This is a genomic window from Enterococcus avium ATCC 14025 (assembly GCF_000406965.1).
GTDB lineage: Bacteria > Bacillota > Bacilli > Lactobacillales > Enterococcaceae > Enterococcus_A > Enterococcus_A avium.
This window is the reverse complement of record NZ_KE136362.1, coordinates 296,025-312,263: the sequence shown is the minus strand read 5'-3', so window position 1 is coordinate 312,263 and position 16,239 is coordinate 296,025. Positions and strand designations below refer to the sequence as shown.

The following is a 16,239-nucleotide window of genomic DNA, read 5'->3' as shown; positions in this document are numbered from 1 at the left end:
TAATTCCTCCCTTTATGAACTTTTTTTCACTTAATAGAACTTATGAAAAGTATCGCATGACATTTTATCATTGTCAACACTTTTCTTGAAAACGATTACAGCTAATAAACCATGCAAATATACGCAGATTAATAAAAACGATCCAAAAAAACCTTATTGACTTTTGTTCTTTATAATGAAATAATGTAAAAAACAACATTGGAGGTTATACTATGCTGGAACAATTAAAAGAAACGGTATGCAAGGATAATAAAGCGCTTCCTAAAAACGGGTTGGTTTTATGGACGAGCGGAAACGTCAGCGCAAAAGATTCCGAAACAGAATATGTGGTCATCAAACCCAGCGGCATTCATTTTGACGACTTAACACCAGAGAGCATGATTGTCGTAGATTTGAAGGGCAATGTCATTGAAGGTGATCTGACTCCTTCTGTCGATACAGAATCTCATTTATATGTCTACAACCATTGTCCTGAAGTATTAGGTATTACACATACACATTCCCCTTATGCGACAGCTTTTTCGATTGCCGGAGAATCACTACCTATATATACAACTACTTCTGCTGCCGTTTTTGGCAAAGAGATTCCGTTGTCAGAAATCGCTGCTGTCGGCGAGAAAGCCATCGGTGCCGAGATTGTTCGTTGTTACCAAGAAACCAATTGTCCCGCAATTCTATTGAAAAACCATGGTGTCTTTACTGTTGGAAAGTCTGCGACAAATTCACTAAAAAATGCGGTTATCCTAGAAGAAACGGCTCAAAGCGTCTATTACGCCAGAACTTTAAACACCTCACTCAAACCATTAGAAGATTCCTATACTGCCGAAGTATATGACTTCTACCAAAATAATTACGGACAAAAATAAAGGAATTAAATACATTAATACGAAAAAGGAGTTTTATCATGGCAAATCATTATACGGTCGCTGATGTAGAAAAAGCGGCAAAAAACATTCGCAAACATGTTCTAAAATTGACACTTGAAAGAAACGGCTGCTACCTCTCACAAGCTTGTTCATCAGCAGAGCTTTTCGCGACTCTTTACTTACGTGTATTGAACTTAAGCGAAAGCAAAGCACCTCGTTTACCTGGAAAATTTCCAGGAACACCGTCGAAGGACAATATGGATTACATTCAAGGGGCTGAATATCACGGATCATTAAAAGCACCTTATGATCGATTCTTTATCTCACCCGCACATTATGCAGCACCTGTATATGCAGCATTGATAGAAGCAGATCGTTTAGATGAAGCCGCATTAGAAATGTTCAATCGTGACGGCTATTCAATGGAAATGATCGGTGCAAATCACACACCCGGTTTTGAAAACGCTGCCGGAACACTAGACCAAGCAATCAGCGTTGCAGGCGGGACAGCTCATGCCCGGAAATTACGTGATGAAGAAGGCCGTGTCTTCGTTATGATGTCTGATGGCGAAATGGAAGAAGGTCAATTGTGGGAAGCAATTCAAGCGGCGGTCTTCTATCAATTGGACAATTTGGTTTTAATCGTGGATATCAACGGACAACAAGTCGAAGGCGAAACAAAAAAAGTAATGAACATTGAACCTCTAGAGGATCGCTTCACTGCATTTGGTGCCAAGGCTGTTTCGGTTAATGGACATGATATTGAAGCGATTGAAGAAGCTGCCAAACAGGGAGAAAAGAACAAGCCGTTAGTGATTCTTTGCTATACCGATCCAACGCAAGGGATTCCGTACTTAAACGAAAGAAGACCGATCCTGCATTTCGTTCGTTTAAAAGAAGGCGAAGAATTCGATAAATATACGAAATTCTATAACGAAATGTAAGAAAAAAGGAAGGAGTTTTACTATGAAAATCGAATCGGATGTACATTCAAAAAATATGATTAAATTCGCACAAGAAAATGAGGATGTGTTAGTCTTATCTGCTGACTTAGGTACCTCCTGTGAAGTCAAAGAGTTTCCAAAGGTCTTCCCTGAAAAATATTTATCAATGGGGATTGCGGAACAAAACATGTTAAGCTGGGCAGCCGGATTGGCTCGTGAAGGGTTTCGTCCTTTCTTACACACCTTTGCAGTCTTTTTATATCGCAGACCGCTGGATCAGCTAGAGATGTCGATCGCATATCCGAACCTGCCCGTTTCTCTTTTAGGCTTCGTACCTGGGATCACTACTCCCGGCGGTGTTACTCACCAATCAATTGAAGATGTCGGTATCCTGCGAACGATCCCAAACATGACGATTTTTGACTGCGGTGATGCGACAGACGTTGAATCAGCATTGAATATTTGTAAAGAAGTCAATGGACCAATCTATGTCAGAATGCTACGAGGCCAAATGCCGCGTCTCTTCTCACCTGACAAACCAACAGAGTTCAATAAGGGTCGTGTCATCTCAGAAGGCGATGATGTTGCTTTGTTCTCTAGCAGTATCTGTACCGAAGAAGCAATGCGAGCGACTCAATGGCTTGAGAAAAAAGGTGTCTCAGTTCAGCACGTTCATATCACGACACTTAAACCTTTCACCGATCCATTAGTGGTTGATTCAATCAAGAAAGTAAAACATGGTGTTGTTACCATGGAAAATCATGTCACCATCGGTGGTTTAGGCACCGCAGTCGGCGAAGTAATGCTAGAGCACCAGCTGCATAAGCAATTAATCAAGGTTGGAATCAACGATGAATGGACGCACGGCGCTTCGAAACCTTATTTGTTGAAAAAATACGGGTTAGATGCCGCTTCATTAATCCGAGCTGTTGAAAAAATCCTAGACAAAGACCTCGACTTCAATGAGGATGAGCTAGAAGAAATTCGTTTAGAAGACTACGATCGCGTATAAAACAAAAGAGTTCCTGAGAAAATCAATTCTCAGGAACTCTTTTTAAACGATGAATTCACTAACTCCAGTTTGAAGATAATCCTTTACCGTTTTCGCTAACAAAAGCGGTGATTTAGGAATCGCATCCACAGTATCCCCTGCGATATGCGAAGTAATGACCAAGTTATCCAGTCCGAGTAAAGGATCATCCGCCGCTATTGGCTCCTCCCACACAACATCAATAGCAGCTCCAGCAATTTTTCTCTTCTTCAAAACCTCAATAAAATCCGCTTTAACCAGAATATCAGGACGAGCAGTATTGATTAAATAAGCACTAGGCTGCATAAGAGCCAACAATTTCCTGTCGATTAAATTTTCCGTTTCAGGCGTTACCCGCATATGCAGAGAAACAATATCTGAATGCTTAAATAATGCCTCTAAAGAAACAAAGGTTAAATCAATACCAGATGACCGTACTGCTTCTTGATCAATAAAAGGATCGTAGGCGATCACTTTTACTCCAAGATTGACAAGTCGTTGGGCCACCATTTTCCCAATATGCCCCAACCCAACTAAACCAACTGTTTGACTAGCAAGCGTCGTTCGATAGGCATCATTCGGAAAATTTTTCGGCCACGCTCCCTGCATCACCGCCGCATGAGAAAGCGCAATATTTCTGGTCACTGAATAAATCATACCGATGGTATAGTCTGCAACCGGTTCGGCGTTCCGAATGACATGAATAACTGGAATCCCCATTTCCCGCGCTAACCCAATGTCAAGATGCTCTATCCCACCACGACAAGTTCCAATCAGTTTCAGATTCTGTGCCTTTTCCAACAACTTACGAGAAACTGGAGCCACGTGAACGAAGAAATAATCGGCATCACTTATTTCTTCCATAATCCCTTCAGGAATCGCTACCGATTCAGGTCCGTTTTGTTCAATCAATTTTAACTTTCGCTGAAATTCTTTCGGAGAATCTTCCGGGTACCATTCTAAAGAAACAATCTCTACAGGCTCTGGCAGATCCATCATTTCAACCGCTTGTCTCCATATATCCACAGAAACAAATGTATCTCCGACAATAATTACTTTACTCATTGCTCATCACCTCGCCGCACTTCTTTTATTGTCCATAACTAGGAAAACGCTCGTGTACTTCAGCCATGTCTGCATCGTCCAATATTACTGGATCTCCAAATAAAGAAGCACCTACATGTAAACCCGCTAAACGTTCGATCTCACTTGCTACCGAAAAAGCATCGTGCAAATTCGAACCGCATGTCAGCAGTCCGTGATTCGCTAAAAAACAAGCATAACGATTCTCCATCGCTTCAAAGGCGTATTCTGCCAACTTCTCCGTCCCAAACGTCGCATATTTAGAGCAGCGAACATCACCGCCTCCTGCAATCGCTATCATATAATTAGTCGCTGGAAGAGGCTTGCGGCAAGTCGCAAGAATCGAACTAAATGTCGAATGTGCATGTACGACCGCACGAATCTCATCACCTCGCCGTTGATAATTAATCAAATGCATCTGCCATTCACTTGAAGGCTTCCTTGCTCCTTCAACAACCTTCCCTTCAAGATCCAGCACAACAATATCCTCTACTGTCATCTCGAAATAATCAATGCCACTAGGCGTGATTGCCATCAGCTGGCTTTCAGGGTCATACATGCTGATGTTTCCGCCAGTCCCTGCAGTCAATCCAGTCGAAATCAATTTTTTGCCATATTCTACCAGCTGTACCTTTTCTGTATCCATCATACGCGCTACTCCTTTTTGAAATTATGTTCATTTAATAGAAAATATTTTCTATAGTTAAAATATCATCTTCTTGTTGATTAGTCAACAAAGAGCAAAAGTTCATTTTACAGAAATATTTCTCTAACCAAATCTCTAGCTATACCAAAAATCTTTGCATCGTCTCTTTTCGCGTTACCTATCCCGTGGTATCATTTATGAACAGTTAGTGTTCTGGTAACATCGAAAACAAAGTTATCTGTCTGATGGGCTTTGGATAAAATGAGAGGAGTGGTGAAAATGAAGGGCTTGGTCTGTAAATATTGCGGTGGAAATCAGTTCGAAAAAATAGAATCTGGTTATGAATGTAGCTATTGTCACGCAGTCTACGAGCTTGATGCACCACCTCTAGAAAAAAGACAGCCGCGGAAAAAGCTGGCTTTCATTATAAGCATCACCTTGTTTCTTATTGTGGGTATTCTTTTTATTAGCAGTATTCTTATTCCCTTTTCATTGAAAGCAACTCCTTCAAAGAGCGGATCGAAGCTGACTACATTTAAGCCTGTCACCAACGCTAAAAGCTCGACAGATTCGACAACCTATTCACCTAGCCAATTGAATAATCCTGAGCGAAATGTGAGAATCGCCGAGCTTTCATTGAACCAAGAGGAGATTGATTTAGCACTTGTATCAGCGGAAGAATACGGCGGCGACAAGACGGAAGAGTTTAAAGAACGAGTATCGGCCGCACAAAAGCAACATGATACTCTTGAAAAAAATCGTCTAAGAACATCTCCAAACGAAGAGATGATCATCGAAAATCCTAATAGCGACTTCGCCATAACGACCTATTATCGAGAAGCCGGATATCTAGCTGCTTACGGACCAGATTTCGATCAATACTCCAGCTCAGATATTTTACGGATTTGGGGGCAGCCAGATAAGATTGTTACAGATTCCGAGCAAATTCAAAAAAAGCTTGCTCTTAAGTTTGATGAACAAAACAATCCCATCAATTATGAAGCAAAGATGCTTAGAAAGCAGTGGCAGCAAGGAGAATTGACTTGGCGAGAGGTTCGTGCCTTCATCGCCATAAACACGGATAACACTTTTGGTGGATTCACCAAACTATTTGTTTACGAAAAACAGGGAAAACCCAACGTTTATTTAAAAAATGACCAGGTAGGATATGTTACCCCAATCGTGCGTTACATTTACTTTAACCGTCTACCAGAGCAATATTCTCGCGCTGGATTAGGTAAATATCCGGATGACTTCCCTGAAAATTACGGATCGGATGGACTCTATCATGAAAAGTAAAGAATGTATGAATTGCGGTAGCACACATTTCCATAAAGTTGAACAAGGTTGGAAATGTGATTATTGTGGAACGATTTATTTAAAACCACAAAAAAAGGATTTGTCACAAAAAGTGCGGCAACAAACTGCACTCCCGAAGAAATCTCCTAAAAATAAGGTGCTGGCACTGAGTTTCGCTATTTTACTCATCATTGGTTCTGTCATTTTTATGTTTTCTAATACCGTTTCCTATGAACCGATCGATACACAACCAGGAACCTCCAAACCAAAGGAGGCGTTTCCTGGAGAGTGGACATCAGAGATTTACGATAGTATAAAGGTCGCGACAGAGCATTACGATGCTGACAACGAAAAATACTCCTTTAAGGGCGGTGCCAGCTATGAAGAATTAGAAAAGCTAGTTGGCCCACCAGATAGAGTTACCAGCTGGGAAAGAGAAAAATATGGTATGCCTCCAAGATCGACAGCCACATGGGATCAAACTAAAGACGGCGAATATACCAATGGCTCTGTCACAATCACTTATGATAAACAAACAAAGATGATCACAGACAAAAGTCGCTACTAGTAGACGATTTTTTAATAAAAAAGACCAATCATCCGAAATAAATGGATGATTGGTCTTTGCTTTATTCTGATAATTCTTCAAATTGCGAGTTGTACAACGCGGCATAAAGTCCGTTTTGAGCCAATAGTTCTTCATGGCTTCCTTGTTCTTTGATATCTCCGCCTTGCATATAAAGAATCTTATCGGCATCCTTGATCGTTGATAGACGGTGAGCGATAACAAATGACGTCCGCCCCTTCATCAGATTGTTCATCGCTTCTTGAATCAATCCTTCTGTCCGTGTATCAACAGATGATGTTGCCTCATCCAAGATCAAAATTGGCTTATCAGCTAAGATTGCACGCGCAATCGTCAGCAATTGCTTTTGCCCTTGAGAGATATTGGAAGATTCTTCGTTCAATTCCATGTCATAGCCACCAGGCAATGTCTTGATGAAGTGATCCACGTGAGCGGCTTTAGCTGCTGCGTAAACTTCTTCGTCGGTCGCATCTAAACGACCGTACCGCAAGTTGTCCATGATCGTCCCTTTGAACAACCACGTATCCTGCAAGACCATCCCAATGTTCTTACGCAAATCAGCACGATTGAAATCTTTGATATTATGACCATCAATCTTAATCGCACCAGAGTTGACATCGTAAAACCGCATCAGCAATTTAACCATCGTGGTTTTACCTGCACCAGTTGGACCAACAATCGCAACTGTCTGACCAGGATCAACATGCGAAGTAAAATCTTGGATAACGATTTTATCAGATGTATAGCCAAATTGAACATGATCGAAATCGACCATTCCTTTTGCCTTATCAATTTGAACAGGATTTTCAGCCATTTGTTCTTCTTCATCTTCTGCTAAGAATTCAAAGACCCGTTCTGCCGCTGCTGCCATTGATTGCAGCATGTTTGATACTTGAGCTAGTTGTGCGATCGGCTGTGTCAGATTTCGTACATATTGAATAAACGCTTGAATATCCCCAACAGTGATCGTACCGTTATAAGCCATCACACCACCGGCAATCGCCACACCTACATATCCTAAGTTACCGACAAAATTCATGATCGGCTGCATCAAACCAGAAAGAAATTGAGATTTCCATGCTGATTTGAAGAGAATATCATTTTGTTCTTTGAATTCTTTCAATGAGTTTTCTTCCTCGTTGAATAAGCGTACGATGGTGTATCCACCGATTGTTTCTTCAACTTTACCATTGATCACCCCAAGATATTCTTGCTGCGTTTTGAAATACTTTTGCGAATTCTTCACGACAACCATGATCAATAAAAGTGAGATCGGCACGATCAATATCGCGATACCGGTCATCTTCACTGAGATTGAAAGCATCATCACGATAACTCCGATTATGGTAAATGTTGAAGTAATTAATTGAGTCAAACTTTGATTCAATGATTGTCCTAAAGTATCCACGTCATTAGTGATTCGTGATAAAACCTCACCAGTCGTGCGGCTTTCAAAATAATTCATTGGCATGCGGTTGATTTTTTCAGAAATCTCTTTCCGCATCCGATAAGTGATCTTTTGCGAAATCGTCGACATGATCCAGCCTTGAATGATCCCAAATAAGGAAGCAACTACATAAAGACCTAACATGAAGAGCAGGATACCACCGATTTTATCAAAGTTGATATCGCCAGTTCCCTGATATTTCTTGATCAGACCGTTAAATAATTCTGTGATCGCCTTTGACAGGATCTTTGGTCCCCAAATATTGAAGATCGTTGAAGCTGCCGCAAAGATCATTACAAAGAAAACGGCGATTTTATAAGCGCCAAGATACGAAACCAATTTTTTGATCGTACCTTTGAAATCTTTCGCTTTTTCAACTGGCGCACTCATCCCTCGACCAGGTCCGCCACCACGAGGGCGATTTTGTTTTTGTTCTGCCATTCTTTTCGCTCCTCCTTAATCCGCTTCTTCTATGCCTAGTTCAGCATTACTTAATTGTGACTGAGCTATTTCTTGATAGACAGCCGATGATTCCATCAATTCTTCATGACGACCTTGGGCTACTACACGGCCTTCATCTAATACGATAATGTTGTCCGCATGCAAGATCGTAGAAATTTTTTGCGCTACGATAATTTGAGTAGCATCCTTGATGTTCTCAGCTAATGCTTTACGCAAAGCAACATCCGTCTTGTTATCAAGAGCTGAGAAGGAATCATCAAAGATCAATATTTTCGGATTCTTAGCCAGTGCCCGAGCGATTGATAACCGTTGCTTTTGTCCACCAGAAACATTCGTTCCACCTTGGGAAATTGTCCGATCAAATCCTTTTTCATTCGAGTTGATAAATTCATCTGCTTGTGCAATCTCAGCAGCTCGTTTCATTTGTTCATCTGAAATATCAGCATCACCAAATTTGATATTTGAAGCAATGTCACCAGAGAACAGCACACCTTTTTGTGGTACAAATCCCATAATCTCATGTAATTTATGCATGCTCATTTCACGAATATCGATACCGTCAATCGTGATACGTCCGCCAGTTACGTCAAAGAGACGCGGAATCAAATTGACGATCGTTGACTTTCCTGAACCTGTCGAACCGATCAAAGCAGTTGTTTCACCCGGTTTAGCAGTGAAATTAATATGATGCAAGACATCTGCATCAGCATCGCCATAACGGAATTGAACACCTTCAAATTTCACTTCACCTTTGAAGTCATGGTCGTCTTTTGGATGTTCTGGATCTTTAATCGTAGGTTCCGTGTTCAACACTTCATCTACACGTCCAGCTGCAACATTGGCACGAGGTAAAATGATCGATACCATTGACAACATCATGAAGGCCATAACAATTTGCATTGTATAAGTAATGAAGGCCATCATATCCCCAACTTGTAATTGACCATTGTCCATATTGTGTCCACCAACCCACACAATCAAGACTGAAATACCATTCATCAACAGCATCATAATTGGCATCATCAATGACATCGCACGGTTAACGAACATTTGCGTCTTCATCAAGTTCGTATTAGCAACATCGAAACGCTCTTCCTCATATTTTTCACGTGAGAACGCACGAATAACTGGTAACCCAGTGATAATTTCACGAGAAACTAAGTTTACACGGTCGACTAAGTTTTGTAGGGCCTTAAATTTAGGCATTGTGGTCAGCAATAAGGTTAGGACTAAAACTAAAACAGCTGCTACAGCCACACCTACGATCCAGCCCATACCAGTGCCGGTCTTGTATACTCTGTAAACACCACCGATACCTAAGATTGGTGCATATAAAACGATTCGCATGATCATAACGATACCCATTTGAATTTGTTGAATATCGTTGGTATTTCGTGTAATCAATGAAGCAGGTGAGAATTTTTCCATTTCGTTATTTGAAAATTCCAATGTTCGCTCGTATTGTCCAACACGCAGGTTTTTACCAACAGTCGCAGCAATTAATGAAGCAATTAAACCAACAATAATTGCCGCAACAGCAGATACTAAAGTCAAACCAAGCATTTTCGCTCCAGTCTTGATCATATAGTCCGTCTGGATTTTCCCTGTATTCACATCTAACGCTTTGTATTCCGCCAAAGTCAGTTGAATCCCTACCGTTTTCAATGAGTCTTCACCAACATCGCCTAGGCTTTCCTTAGTAGCTTTACGTGCAGCTTCAACTTTTGATGGCATCGCGTCATTTTTGGCTTTGATAGAATCGCCAAGTTTTTGAGCTTCTTCTCCTTTTGCTTGCGCTTCAGCAGCTAATCTCTGAGCTTCCGCACCTTTTGCAGCGGCAGTTGCACCGTCTGTAGCCGCAGCAGCTTCTTTACCAGCTGCTTGAGCTTGCTCACCAAGGGTTTTCGCCTCTTGCCCCAAAGCCTGTGCCTGAGCAGCATCCTTTGAGATAGCTGTATAATCATTGATAACTTCTTTTGCTTCTTTCGCATTGCTTGAATCCTTTGAACGAGTGGAAGCAATCATCATCATCGGTAAATTAAAGATATCTGCTAACTTATCTTTTGTCATACCCTCTTGAAGATCTAATTTATAAATATCAACCTTCTTGCCATCAATCGTTTGGGTGGCTTCTTTATAATTTTCCTTGATTGTTTGCTTCTCTTTATCGGTCATAAATATCTCGATTCCTTGAAGCGTTGATTTTCTAATTTTTTCTGGAGTTGACTGTTCAAGTCCTCCTTGTTGAATACCGATATCAACGATATCTGACGTTAAACTTGGTAAGCTTAAATCACTAGATGCCTGCACGATTAAAAGCAAGAACACAGCAATAATTGCGTACCAGTATTTACCAAGATATTTAAAAATCTTCACTATTGATCACTTTCCCCTTCCATGGTTAATTTTTGAGAGTACTTGACAAATTTGGCAGTCAATTCAAGATATTTTTTAGTGTCCTCTTCCCCCATCAGCTCAAATACTCGAATGATTTTATTCCGCATTTCCAGCTTTTCAGCCTTAGCCACTTTTTTCCCGTTCTCTGTTAAACTGACGTTGATTCGTCGTCGGTCATTAGGATCCATTGTGCGACTTATCAGCCCGCGTTTTTCTAAGTTTCCCAGTACAGCAGCGATCCGAGCAGTGGATAGATTTAAGGTATCGGCCAAATGTTTTGGATTCGTAGGTTCACCTAATCGATCGAGTACTTTAATGACGATATTAGCACCCTTACTGCTCTTCTCAATCCTGCTAAACGCACCATGGCGATTCTGAAACATCAGTTGCACTAGTTCACGTTCTGCATCTTCTGCGTATGTCATCATACTCCCCCTTCTTTCAAAAAATAACTTTCGTCTCATTAATACCTAATAGTGTTAGTAATTAATGCTGTTTGATATTACCTCTAATAAGAACTAAAATCAACCCTTTTTGCTCAAAAAAAAGATGAATACGTTTTATCCTTTCTATTTTTTGAACTTTTTTAAAATAAACAAGAGTGTACCTAATATCGGCACACTCTTGAAATTATTTCTTCAAATGATAGTTGTACGTACTAATGATAATATCGTCGCGATAGGACAGCCGGAAACGCAAACGCAACGCTGTTTGATTATGCAACGAACGTTTCCAGGTTCTGTTTGGAACAAACTCTGGAATCAAAACAGTTGTCGTATAATTATGTTCCTTCGCATTTTTACTTACTCGGTCAACATAGCGACTGACTGGATTCACAATTGATCGATACGGTGAGCGAACAACTGAGAAGCGAACATCTGGGAACTTCTCACGAAACTCATGGCGAATCTCGCGCTCTTTCTCTTCATTTTCCTCCAATGAAACGTGCATCGCAATCACGTAATCACCAATCGAACGAGCATAATTAATCGCACCAATATTGACCTGCGTCACATTCCCTACAAGTACGATCACTGTATTGCCTGCATACTCATGTAATTCCACATCATCAACCAAACGTAATTGTTCCGCCACATTTTTATAATGCTCATGTACTTTATAGAAGGCATAGATCAGGATTGGCATAATAATGAAGAAAGGCCAAATATCCGGCAAACGATAAACAAATAAAATCAAGACGATCGCAAAGGAAATCAAAGCACCAATCATATTCGCAATCGATTTTCTAAACCAATGTTGGCCTTCTTTACGCCATTTCAGAACCATCCCAGTTTGCGATAAGGTAAACGGAATGAATACTCCGACTGAATACAAGGGAATTAAGCGCTCCGTTGACCCTTGAAAAATTAATAACAAGATGATTGACCCTAATGCTAACGTAATGATTCCGTTTGAGTAGCCTAGACGATCCCCGCGATCTTGGTAGCGGTGCGGGAGAAATTTATCCTTCGCTAAATTGTAGGCCAAAACAGGAAATGCTGAGAAACCCGTATTGGCTGCCACAGCTAAAATTAGGGCTGTCACAAATTGCAATACATAATACATGATCCCCTTGCCAAAAACAGCTTCACCCACTTGGGATAAGACTGTCACTTCAGCAGTAGGAACAATGCCAAACCAATAGTTCAAAAATGTGATGCCAGTAAAGAAGAAGCCTAGGATCAAGCCCATCATGGCCAATGTCCCTGCTGCATTTTTGGCACGCGGTTTTTTAAAGAATGGCACCGCATTACTAATCGCTTCCACACCAGTTAATGAAGAAGAACCTGAAGAGAAAGCTCGTAGCAATAACGCCACCGAGATTCCTGGAACAATTGCTCCGACTTGAGCGGTGGAATGAAGCGGTGCTGCTCCGGAAACAATTTTTACTAATCCCACTATGATCAACACCGTTATCACCGCAATAAAGCTGTAGACGGGTACCATCAGTAACCCCGCACTCTCACGTAAACCACGCAAATTCATCAGCATCAATAATAAAACAATAATGACAGAAATCAGGACGCGATGATGATACAAAGCAGGAATCGCAGAGGCGATAGCTTCAGCACCAGCTGAAACAGATACAGCAACAGTCAACATATAATCCACCAGAAGCGAGCCCCCAGCAATCAAGCCGGCATTCTTCCCCAAATTCTCACTACTAACGACATAAGCGCCTCCACCATGAGGATAAGCATGAATAATTTGACGATAAGATAAAATCAATGAAGCCAATAAAATTAATACTACAAATGCAATTGGTAATGAATACCAAATCGCTGCTGCTGACAAGGTTACCAAAACGACGACGATCTGTTCTGTCCCATACGCAACAGAAGATAACGCATCTGATGAAAGCATCGCTAAAGCTGCGAAACGTGATAAGTTTTGATCATCATTTTCAGACGACTTCAATGGTCGACCAACCAGCAAGCGTTTAAGATAATCCATTAGACTCACTCCTTGTTCCAAATAATGTACTCATTTACTTTACAGAAAAATATGTTTGTTTTTACGCCGCAAATTATTATTTCTATCAATAAAAGTCTTCTAAAAAAAAGCAAACAAGCGAAATATTACTCGTCCTTAATCTAAAAGTCAATGTTTTTTTCAATGACTTTTCATACATTTAGTAAAACACGAAAACAGGTAAAACAACAGCAATACGCTGTTGTCTTACCTGTTGTTTTTTAGTGGAATATTTTACTTTCATGAGCCACTTTTGTCAACTTCGTCAAATGTGGCTGCAAGAGTGGATATGCCCACGTACCTAATATACCGAATACCACAAACAAAACAATCATGATTATGATATCGCCTGACGCATTTGGCCAATAGATTCCGCCAGCACTCTCACGCAATAAATTGACAGCATGGGTGAATGGCAGCCATGGATTGACCGCTTGAAAGAACTTCCCGGATACTTGGATCGGATAGTTTCCGCCCCCGCCGGAAATGGAGAGCACGAGAATAATAATCGCAATTCCTTTCCCGACTGTTCCAAAGAGCGCAACCAACACGTACACAATCATCATGAAGGCTAGAGCAACTAAAACAGCAAAGAGGACACTATACACTGGATTCTTCACATAAACGCCTAACAAGAACATATTTCCTAATGTAACAATCAGGGCCTGTCCGACACTTACAACTAAATAAGTTAACATCCGAGCACCAAATTGTTCACGTTTCGTGTATTTGCCGAGATCTTTTTTGTCTAAGAAAAACTCAGTGGTAGTAACACTAGAGAATAGTACCGCACCGACCCACAAACACAAAGCCGTGTAGAATGGTGTACTAGCTGAACCGTTATTGGCGATTGGGTACATTGTATTCGTCTGTAAATCTACCGGAGTCGTGAAGAAGTCACTTTCCTTTTGGGCATCCAGCTTCAATAATTTCAAGACCTGACCGAAGTCAATCGTCTGATCGCCTTGTTGGATAGCATTTGCTGCTTTTTGAATCCCTGCTCGCAAGGTTGGATAATCATTTTTGATCAGATCCGTTGCAAGATTCAACGCCCGTTCAACCTCTGGCATTTTATCATTTGCCAGCTTCAAGCTGCTAGTCAAATCTTTTTTCACACCAGGCCAGTCATTTTGCATAAAGTTTGCGGCCAAACCTAATTTTTGTTCTACTATAGGGAGTTCATTGTTGTAGAGGTCTGCACCTGTATTTATTCCATTGACAATATCATTCATATGACCGTTCAGTAAAACGTTCGCATCATGAACTTCTTGACCGATCGCCGGCATTTGCTTTTGATATTTTTCTAAAAAGGCAATCGCATTGCTGACGGTGCCTTCCGTCGAATTCAATAATGACGCAAAATCAATTTGCTGAGCTTGATTCAAGACACCTTGCGCTGTAGTGATCGTATTGATTAGCTTATCAAGGATCGTGCTGACTGTTTGACCAACTTGTTCAGCGTTGATGCTGTTTACCACATTCGCTACGTTTACAGCAGCACTATTGATCTCGTTTAAATAGTCTTTTGCTTGATCTGTAGTACCGTTTTGAACTATATCATTTAGATGTCCAAAACGAGTGCTTATATCACCAATAGCATTTTTTAGATTATCTAATCGACTCATAATGGTTGCCAAATTTTGACTGACTTCAGTATTACCATTATCATCAGCAGTCTTCTTCAAATCAGCTAAGAACTGGTTAAGTTTGTCGATAGCTGTTTGCTGCTCTGATAAATTATTTTGGAAGTCGTTAATGATCGAAGCAATATGAGCCTTTTCATCTGGCGTTAACTCTTCTTTATCTAACAGGGCAGATAAATCACTTGTAATTGATTGAGTAGTTGTAGCCACCTGTCCAATCGCCTGCAACGTCACTTGCACACTGCTGGAAATACTTGGTACAGCTGATTTTAATTGTTCCGCACCATTTTTGGTCGTTGTAGCAAAGTCATCTGCTTGATTCCCCAACTTTTGAATATCCGGTAAAATCGTTTGAACTTGATGAATGATATTCAAGCCTTGTTTTGCTTCGTTAATCCCATCATTCATGGTTTTTTCAATTTCAGCAAAATCATTATCAACTTGTGCCAACTGATTTCCAGCTTGTTGGATTTCTGGGATTTTCTGTTGCAACGTTAAGATGACACTGGCTTGTCGTTTGATTTCAGGCATTTTTTGATTCAAGGAGATCAATTTCTGTCCTAGCTCATCGACTTGCGGTACATAGGTTTCGATTTCGTTCGCCTTCGCTAATTTTTCTTTCAGCTCCGGCAGTTTGCCTTGCACTTCGACAACTTCTTGCGTGTACTTGTCAATCTCGCCTAAATTGTCGTTGGTCGTCAAAATTAAATTTTTGACCTTGTTAATACTAACGAGGTTCGCATCAATGTCGTAGCCGATCTCGTTAAAAACCTTCAGTAAGGTTGAACTAGCTGTCTTAATGAATTCTTGGCTGATCTCTGTTTGTATTGAACCGGCACCTTTATCAGTGATTTTGGGCGCGATCGCATTGATTTTCTGGTTCAAATAATATTCGATTTTCGGTTTTTGAATATCTCCAGAAGTGAAACTCAATAAATCCTTTGAAAATTCTTTTGGTAAGTAGATTCCCGCGTAGTATTTACCTGACTTAACACCATCGACAACTTGTTTCTTCGAGTCAACGAAACGCCAGCCGAGCTGTTTATTCTCATGCAGGTTCTTGATAACCTCGTCCCCGATTTCGACGTCCTTGTCTTGGAATTTTGCTCCGGTATCGGCACTGTAGACCGCAATCGGCAACTCCCCAGTGTTAGAATAAGGATCCCACAAAGCTTTGATATTAAACCAAGCGTAAAGAGATGGGATGACGACTAATGCAGCCATCAGAAAAATGGCGATCGGATTTTTGAAAATACGACGCCAATCTAATATGAACAGACTCCATGTGTGTTTAAGAGATTGAATAACTTTCATTGATTTCACCTACTATTTTTTCTCGCTGAACTAATGTAGCATGGAATTTC

General features: G+C 40.7%; 12 protein-coding genes. 5 read left to right on the top strand and 7 right to left on the bottom strand.

Translation table 11 applies throughout. The features are described 5' to 3' along the window. Window positions 1-212 precede the first annotated feature (212 nt). Genes OMU_RS08630 through OMU_RS08620 form a run of 3 tightly spaced genes read left to right on the top strand, consistent with a single transcriptional unit; the run spans window position 213 to window position 2,822 of the window. On the top strand, window positions 213-866 hold the full coding sequence (locus OMU_RS08630; protein ID WP_016179543.1) for an L-ribulose-5-phosphate 4-epimerase: 654 nt from the start codon (window positions 213-215) through the stop codon (window positions 864-866). A gap of 38 nt (window positions 867-904) precedes the next feature. Then, window positions 905-1,810 carry a transketolase gene (locus tag OMU_RS08625; RefSeq protein WP_016179542.1) on the top strand — a complete coding sequence of 302 codons (906 nt, stop codon included), beginning with the start codon at window positions 905-907 and terminating at the stop codon, window positions 1,808-1,810. Window positions 1,811-1,832: 22 nt separating this feature from the next. Continuing rightward, window positions 1,833-2,822: a transketolase family protein gene (locus tag OMU_RS08620; protein WP_016179541.1), complete on the top strand. Its 990-nt coding sequence runs from the start codon at window positions 1,833-1,835 to the stop codon at window positions 2,820-2,822. Between the two features lie 42 nt (window positions 2,823-2,864). Here OMU_RS08620 and OMU_RS08615 read toward each other — a convergent pair whose 3' ends face one another. Further along, entirely contained in the window at window positions 2,865-3,905 is a 1,041-nt protein-coding gene (locus OMU_RS08615; protein ID WP_016179540.1) for a 2-hydroxyacid dehydrogenase, read from the bottom strand. 25 nt (window positions 3,906-3,930) lie between these two features. After that, complete coding sequence (locus OMU_RS08610; protein WP_207487160.1) at window positions 3,931-4,569, bottom strand: L-fuculose-phosphate aldolase; 639 nt, start codon at window positions 4,567-4,569, stop codon at window positions 3,931-3,933. A 279-nt stretch (window positions 4,570-4,848) separates the two neighbouring features. On the opposite strand from OMU_RS08610, the gene OMU_RS08605 reads away from it, so the two are divergent. Both OMU_RS08605 and OMU_RS08600 read left to right on the top strand, forming a co-directional pair. After that, on the top strand, window positions 4,849-5,868 hold the full coding sequence (locus OMU_RS08605) for a DUF4947 domain-containing protein (protein ID WP_016179538.1): 1,020 nt from the start codon (window positions 4,849-4,851) through the stop codon (window positions 5,866-5,868). After that, window positions 5,858-6,436, top strand: a complete 579-nt coding sequence (locus OMU_RS08600; protein ID WP_016179537.1) for a hypothetical protein — start codon at window positions 5,858-5,860, stop codon at window positions 6,434-6,436. Before OMU_RS08605 ends, OMU_RS08600 begins: the two co-directional genes overlap by 11 nt. Before the next feature lie 61 nt (window positions 6,437-6,497). On the opposite strand, the gene OMU_RS08595 is transcribed toward OMU_RS08600, so the two are convergent. The 5 genes from OMU_RS08595 to OMU_RS08575 all read right to left on the bottom strand — a co-directional run bounded on the left by OMU_RS08595 (window position 6,498) and on the right by OMU_RS08575 (window position 16,189). After that, window positions 6,498-8,342 (bottom strand): ABC transporter ATP-binding protein, encoded by a 1,845-nt coding sequence (locus OMU_RS08595; RefSeq protein ID WP_016179536.1) that lies wholly within the window; start codon window positions 8,340-8,342, stop codon window positions 6,498-6,500. Window positions 8,343-8,357: 15 nt separating this feature from the next. Beyond that, window positions 8,358-10,739 (bottom strand): ABC transporter ATP-binding protein, encoded by a 2,382-nt coding sequence (locus tag OMU_RS08590; RefSeq protein WP_016179535.1) that lies wholly within the window; start codon window positions 10,737-10,739, stop codon window positions 8,358-8,360. Further along, the gene (locus tag OMU_RS08585; RefSeq protein ID WP_016179534.1) at window positions 10,739-11,185 is read right to left on the bottom strand and encodes a MarR family winged helix-turn-helix transcriptional regulator; all 447 of its coding nucleotides are present in this window, start codon (window positions 11,183-11,185) and stop codon (window positions 10,739-10,741) included. The genes OMU_RS08590 and OMU_RS08585 overlap by 1 nt, the downstream gene beginning before the upstream one ends. Window positions 11,186-11,390: 205 nt before the next feature. Beyond that, a complete protein-coding gene (locus OMU_RS08580) occupies window positions 11,391-13,214 on the bottom strand; it encodes an APC family permease (RefSeq protein WP_016179533.1) in 1,824 nt (607 codons plus the stop codon). Window positions 13,215-13,453: 239 nt separating this feature from the next. Next, window positions 13,454-16,189: a YhgE/Pip domain-containing protein gene (locus OMU_RS08575; protein ID WP_016179532.1), complete on the bottom strand. Its 2,736-nt coding sequence runs from the start codon at window positions 16,187-16,189 to the stop codon at window positions 13,454-13,456. Between the last annotated feature and the right edge of the window lie 50 nt (window positions 16,190-16,239).

Coding starts and splice junctions, on each gene's coding strand:
- OMU_RS08610 (WP_207487160.1), bottom strand. CDS start 4,569: ATGGATACAGAAAAGGTACAGCTGGTAGAATATGGCAAAAAATTGATT.
- OMU_RS08595 (WP_016179536.1), bottom strand. CDS start 8,342: ATGGCAGAACAAAAACAAAATCGCCCTCGTGGTGGCGGACCTGGTCGA.
- OMU_RS08630 (WP_016179543.1), top strand. CDS start 213: ATGCTGGAACAATTAAAAGAAACGGTATGCAAGGATAATAAAGCGCTT.
- OMU_RS08605 (WP_016179538.1), top strand. CDS start 4,849: ATGAAGGGCTTGGTCTGTAAATATTGCGGTGGAAATCAGTTCGAAAAA.
- OMU_RS08585 (WP_016179534.1), bottom strand. CDS start 11,185: ATGACATACGCAGAAGATGCAGAACGTGAACTAGTGCAACTGATGTTT.
- OMU_RS08620 (WP_016179541.1), top strand. CDS start 1,833: ATGAAAATCGAATCGGATGTACATTCAAAAAATATGATTAAATTCGCA.
- OMU_RS08615 (WP_016179540.1), bottom strand. CDS start 3,905: ATGAGTAAAGTAATTATTGTCGGAGATACATTTGTTTCTGTGGATATA.
- OMU_RS08575 (WP_016179532.1), bottom strand. CDS start 16,189: ATGAAAGTTATTCAATCTCTTAAACACACATGGAGTCTGTTCATATTA.
- OMU_RS08580 (WP_016179533.1), bottom strand. CDS start 13,214: ATGGATTATCTTAAACGCTTGCTGGTTGGTCGACCATTGAAGTCGTCT.
- OMU_RS08600 (WP_016179537.1), top strand. CDS start 5,858: ATGAAAAGTAAAGAATGTATGAATTGCGGTAGCACACATTTCCATAAA.
- OMU_RS08625 (WP_016179542.1), top strand. CDS start 905: ATGGCAAATCATTATACGGTCGCTGATGTAGAAAAAGCGGCAAAAAAC.